The sequence below is a fragment of the Thiobacillus sp. genome (assembly GCF_024708915.1).
Genome location: NZ_JANJXQ010000146.1, coordinates 1 through 5,678, shown reverse-complemented (window position 1 = coordinate 5,678; position 5,678 = coordinate 1). Strand labels below are relative to the sequence as shown.

Below are 5,678 nucleotides of genomic sequence, written 5' to 3'. Positions count from 1 at the left end.
GATCCAGTCGTACAAGCTCACCGAAGCGGACTATCGCGGCGAGCGCTTCGCCGATTTCGCCCACGACCTCAAAGGCAACAACGACCTGCTGTGCCTGACTGCGCCCGCCATCATCAAGGAAATCCACGCCAAGTATCTGGCCGCCGGCGCCGACATCCTGGAAACCAACAGCTTCAACGCCACCTCGATTTCCATGGCGGATTACCACATGGAGCATCTGGTGGCGGAGCTCAACTTCGCCGCCGCGCGCCTGGCACGCGAGGCGGCCGACGAGGCGACGGCACAGAATCCGGCCAAGCCGCGCTTCGTCGCCGGCGTGCTCGGCCCGACCTCGCGCACCGCCACCATCTCGCCCGACGTCAACGACCCCGGCTTCCGCAACGTGAGCTTCGACCAGCTGCGCGTCGCCTACCTGGAGGCGATCGACGGCCTGGTGAAGGGCGGCGCCGACATCCTCATGGTCGAGACGATTTTCGACACGCTCAACGCCAAGGCGGCGCTGTTTGCCATCGAGGAATACTTCGAACAGAACGGCATGCGGCTGCCGGTGATGATTTCCGGCACCATCACCGACGCGTCCGGCCGCACCCTCTCCGGCCAGACCGGCGAGGCATTCTGGAACTCGGTGCGCCACGCCCGTCCTTTGTCGATCGGACTGAACTGCGCGCTTGGCCCCGACCTGCTGCGCCAGTACGTCGAGGAGCTTTCCAGCAAGGCCGACGTGTTCGTCTCGGCCCACCCCAACGCCGGCCTGCCAAATGCCTTCGGCGAATACGACATGGGCGGCGACGAAATGGCGGTGCACATCGGCGAATGGGCACGCTCGGGGCTGCTGAACATCGTCGGCGGCTGCTGCGGCACCTCGCCCGCGCACATCGCCGCCATCGCGAAAGCGGTCGAGGGCGTCGTCCCGCGCGTGCCGCCGGTGCTGGAACCGGCGATGCGGCTGTCGGGACTGGAGCCGTTCAACGTCGGCAAGGACTCGCTATTCGTCAACGTCGGCGAGCGCACCAACGTCACGGGTTCGAAAGCGTTTGCCCGGATGATCCTTGAGGGCCGCTACGACGACGCCCTGTCGGTGGCGCGCCAGCAGGTGGAAAACGGCGCCCAGGTCATCGACATCAACATGGACGAGGGCATGCTCGACGCCGAGGCGGCGATGGTGCGCTTCCTGCTCCTGATCGCCTCGGAACCCGACATCGCGCGGGTGCCGATCATGCTCGACTCGTCGAAGTGGAGCGTCATCGAATCCGGCCTCAAGTGCATCCAGGGCAAGGGCATCGTCAATTCCATTTCGATGAAGGAGGGCGAGGCCGAATTCATCGAACGCGCGAAACTGTGCCGGCGCTACGGTGCGGCGGTGATCGTGATGGCCTTCGATGAAACCGGCCAGGCCGACACCTACGCGCGCAAGACCGAAATCTGTGCACGTGCCTACAAGCTGCTCACGGAACAGGTCGGCTTTCCGGCCGAGGACATCATCTTCGATCCCAACATCTTCGCCGTCGCCACCGGCATCGAGGAGCATGCCAACTACGCGGTCGATTTCATCGAAGCCACCCGCTGGATCCGCCAGAACCTGCCGCACGCGCACATCTCGGGCGGCGTGTCGAACGTCAGCTTCTCGTTCCGCGGCAACGACGCGGTGCGCGAGGCGATCCACACCGCCTTCCTGTATCACGCGATCCAGGCCGGGATGGACATGGGCATCGTCAACGCCGGCCAGCTCGGCGTGTACGCCAACCTCGACCCCGAGCTGAAGGAGCGCGTCGAGGACGTGCTGCTGAACCGCCGGGCCGATTCGACCGAGCGGCTGGTGACGTTTGCCGAGAACGTCAAGGGCGGCGCCAGGGAAAAGGTCGAGGACCTTTCCTGGCGCCAGCTGCCGGTGAACGAGCGGCTCTCCCACGCACTGGTGCAGGGCATCACCCAGTACATCGTCGAGGACACCGAGGCAGCGCGGCTCGAATCCGAACGCCCGCTGCACGTGATCGAAGGCCCGTTGATGGCCGGCATGAACGTGGTCGGCGACCTGTTCGGCGCCGGCAAGATGTTCCTGCCGCAGGTGGTCAAATCCGCCCGCGTGATGAAGCAGGCGGTGGCGCACCTGCTGCCCTTCATCGAGGCCGACAAGCAGGCCGGCGACGCGCAGAGCGCGGGCAAGATCGTCATGGCCACGGTGAAGGGCGACGTCCATGACATCGGCAAGAACATCGTCGGCGTGGTGCTCGGCTGCAACGGCTACGACATCGTCGATCTGGGGGTGATGGTGCCGGCACAGAAGATTCTCGACGCGGCGAAAGAACACCAGGCCGACATCATCGGCCTGTCCGGCCTGATTACGCCATCATTGGAGGAAATGGCGCACGTGGCGCGCGAGATGCAGCGTCAGGGCTTCACCATTCCGCTGCTGATCGGCGGCGCAACGACCTCGCTCGCGCACACCGCGGTGAAGATCGAACCGCATTACGCAAACCCGGTGGTGTACGTGAAGGACGCCTCGCGCGCGGTCGGCGTCTGCACCCAGCTGCTGTCGAACGACCTGCGCGACGCCTTCGCCGCCGAGATCAAGGCGGACTATGCGAAGACGCGCGAACGGCATCTCAAGCACAAAACCGACACCGTGCGCCTGTCGCTGGCCGAGGCGCGCGCCAACAAATTTCCCGTCGACTGGACCGCCTACACACCGCCCGTGCCGCAGCAGCCCGGTGTCCACGCGCTCAAGGCCTACGGCCTGGCGAAACTCGCCGAAGCCATCGACTGGACGCCGTTCTTCGCCTCGTGGGAGCTGCACGGCAAGTTTCCGAAGATTCTCGACGACGCAGTCGTCGGCGTCGAGGCAAAGAAGCTCTACGCCGACGCCCAGGCGATGCTGAAGAAGATGATCGACGAGAACTGGGTCGAGGCACGCGCGGTGTTCGGCCTGTTCCCCGCCAACACGGTGAACGACGACGACATCGAGGTCTATGCCGACGAGTCGCGCTCAAGCGTGCTGCTGACCTGGCACAACCTGCGCCAGCAGATGAAAAAGCCGGAAGGCCGCGCCAACCTGTGCATCGCCGACTTTGTCGCGCCCAGGGCCAGCGGACTGAAGGACTATCTGGGCGCCTTCGTGGTCACCGCCGGCATCGGCGAAGACGAGCGCGCCCTCGCATTCAAGGCCGCGCACGACGACTATTCCGCGATCCTGTTCAAGTCGCTGTGCGACCGCCTCGCCGAAGCCTTCGCCGAGCATCTGCATCTGCGCGTGCGCCGCGAGTTCTGGGGCTATGCGAGCGAGGAAGCGCTCACCAATGAGGACCTGATCGGGGAGAAATACCAGGGCATCCGCCCCGCGCCGGGCTATCCTGCCTGCCCCGAGCACAGCGAAAAGGCCCCGCTGTTCGCAGTGCTCGATGCCACCGCGCAAATTGGCGTGGAGCTGACCGAGAACTTCGCCATGTGGCCGGGCGCGGCGGTTTCCGGCTTTTATCTGTCGCACCCCGACAGCCAGTATTTCGCGGTGGCGAAGATCGAGCGCGACCAGGTCGAGGACTACGCCCGCCGCAAGAGCTGGACGATGGCGGAAGCCGAGCGCTGGCTGGCGCCGAACCTGGCCTACCAGCTCTGAGCCCGGCCGCGCCAAGAGAAGGCGAAGGCGAAGGCGAAGGCCACCTATCAGAACACTATCAATTAATATCAAATTGATAGTTTGTGATTTATCATTTTACTATCAATTAGCATCAAACTGATAGTCAAATGAAAATCCCACTTACCCCACCATCACTTAATGAATTGATGCAGGAGGCAAGCGCTGAAACGCTGCCTCAGCTTGCTCGGCTCAAGTTGGGGCCCTTGGCGTATGGTCATTATTTGCATTGGGATGAGTTGCGCCACCGCACCCCGCCTGAAGGGCTGAATCATAAAATCTGGTGGCTGGCACTCCGCCTTGCGCGAAGCGTTAGCGCAAACACACTTCCTTTCCATGACAAACAAGGAGAAGTGTTCAGCTACACACTGCCCGAACCATTGCTGAAAAACCTGCACGAGATCGACCGGGGGGCCGGCCTGGTTCCAGGCGGAGAAGACAGTGCCGCGCTTCGTGCCGATCAAGGACGCTATTTGATCAGCAGCCTGATCGAGGAATCAATCACCTCCAGCCAGATGGAGGGCGCGTCGACAACCCGCCGCGTCGCCGAGGCCATGCTGCGCGAAGGACGTAAACCCGGCACGCTCAGTGAGCGGATGATCTTCAATAATTTTGAGGCAATGCGCCGTATCCGCGACATTTGCAGAGACACGCTGGAGCCCGGCCACGTGATCGAATTGCAACGCGTATTGACGGAAGGCACGCTGGAACGTCGCGAAGACTGTGGCCAATTGCGCACGAGCGACGATATTGAAATCGTGGCGCCAAACAACGAAAGGCTCGTGCTGCATCGCCCTCCTCATCACAGCGAGTTAACGCGGCGCCTGCAAGTCCTGTGCGACTTCGCCAACGCAACAGATTCCGACGACACGTTCATCCATCCCATCGTGCGTGCGATTCTGCTGCATTTTATGGTGGGGTACGACCACCCATTTGCCGATGGCAATGGCCGCACTGGCCGTGCCTTGTTTTATTGGTATATGGCCAAACAGGGATACTGGCTGACCGAATACCTGTCCATCTCACGCATCCTTCGAAAGGCCCCCGCGCAGTACGCTCGCGCCTATTTGCTAACCGAAACAGACTCCGGGGACACGACGTACTTCCTCCTGCATCAGACAGAAGTCATTCTCAAAGGATTATCCGCATTACACCAATACTTGCAGCAGAAACAGCGGGAGCAAGCACAGTTGAGTGCAAAACTCCGGGCATTGCAAACCAGTGAAAAGCAGCTAAACCATCGTCAAACCGCATTGCTGGCTCATGCTCTCAAACGCCCGGACGAATATTTCACTATTGAAAGCCATCAGCGCTCGCATCAAATTGCTTACGCGACGGCACGCGCCGACCTCCTGGGTTTGGCAGCGCTAGGATTATTGAGTGAGACCTTGCACGGCAGGCGCAAGAAAGTGTTTTACCCCGCGCCAGATATCCGCCAGAAACTTGAAAGCGTATAGCAGGATAAATCCGGCTGGACTACCAACCCTTATCGAGCATCTTCTCCAGCCAGAACAGCCCGATCACGGTCTTGGTTTCGCAGATCCTGCCATTGCGGACCCAGTCCATCGCCTCGCCGAACGGCACCCGCAGTATTTCCAGGAATTCGTCGTGGTCGCGGCCATGCTCGCCTTCCGTTAGCCCCTTCGCCAGGTAGAACGCCAGCCGTTCGTCGGAATAACCGATGCAGGGATAGATGGTGGTGACTTCCCGCCACTCGCCCGCGGTATAGCCGGTTTCCTCTTCCAACTCCCTTTTCGCGCAGGCGAGGTCGCCCTCGCCGGGATCGATCTTGCCGGCCGGCAGTTCGATGAAGTCGCGGTGCAGGGGGTAGCGGTGCTGGCGCTCGAGCAGCAGGTCGCCATTGCCGAACAGCGGAATGACGACGACGGCGCCGGGATGGACGATATACTCGCGCGTCGATTCGCCGCCGTTGGGCAGGCGCACGCGGTCGCGTTTGACGTGCATCAGCCGTCCCTTGAAGACGGTCTCGCTCTCCAGTCCGGTTTCGGTGAGCGTGGTTGTTGACGCTTCAGCGTCTTTACAACCACGG

3 protein-coding genes are annotated in these 5,678 nt (G+C 62.0%); 2 read left to right on the top strand and 1 reads right to left on the bottom strand.

Going from position 1 to position 5,678, the window contains the following annotated elements; genetic code table 11:
• Position 1 precedes the first annotated feature (1 nt).
• Positions 2 to 3,610: a methionine synthase gene (gene metH, locus Q0L94_RS10520; RefSeq protein ID WP_296753116.1), complete on the top strand. Its 3,609-nt coding sequence runs from the start codon at positions 2 to 4 to the stop codon at positions 3,608 to 3,610.
• Between the two features lie 128 nt (positions 3,611 to 3,738).
• Positions 3,739 to 5,085, top strand: coding sequence for a Fic family protein (locus Q0L94_RS10515; protein WP_296753114.1), 1,347 nt, complete (start codon positions 3,739 to 3,741; stop codon positions 5,083 to 5,085).
• A 19-nt stretch (positions 5,086 to 5,104) separates the two neighbouring features.
• Here Q0L94_RS10515 and Q0L94_RS10510 read toward each other — a convergent pair whose 3' ends face one another.
• On the bottom strand, positions 5,105 to 5,626 hold the full coding sequence (locus tag Q0L94_RS10510; RefSeq protein ID WP_296753118.1) for an NUDIX hydrolase: 522 nt from the start codon (positions 5,624 to 5,626) through the stop codon (positions 5,105 to 5,107).
• Between the last annotated feature and the right edge of the window lie 52 nt (positions 5,627 to 5,678).

Coding starts and splice junctions, on each gene's coding strand:
- Q0L94_RS10515 (WP_296753114.1), top strand. CDS start 3,739: ATGAAAATCCCACTTACCCCACCATCACTTAATGAATTGATGCAGGAG.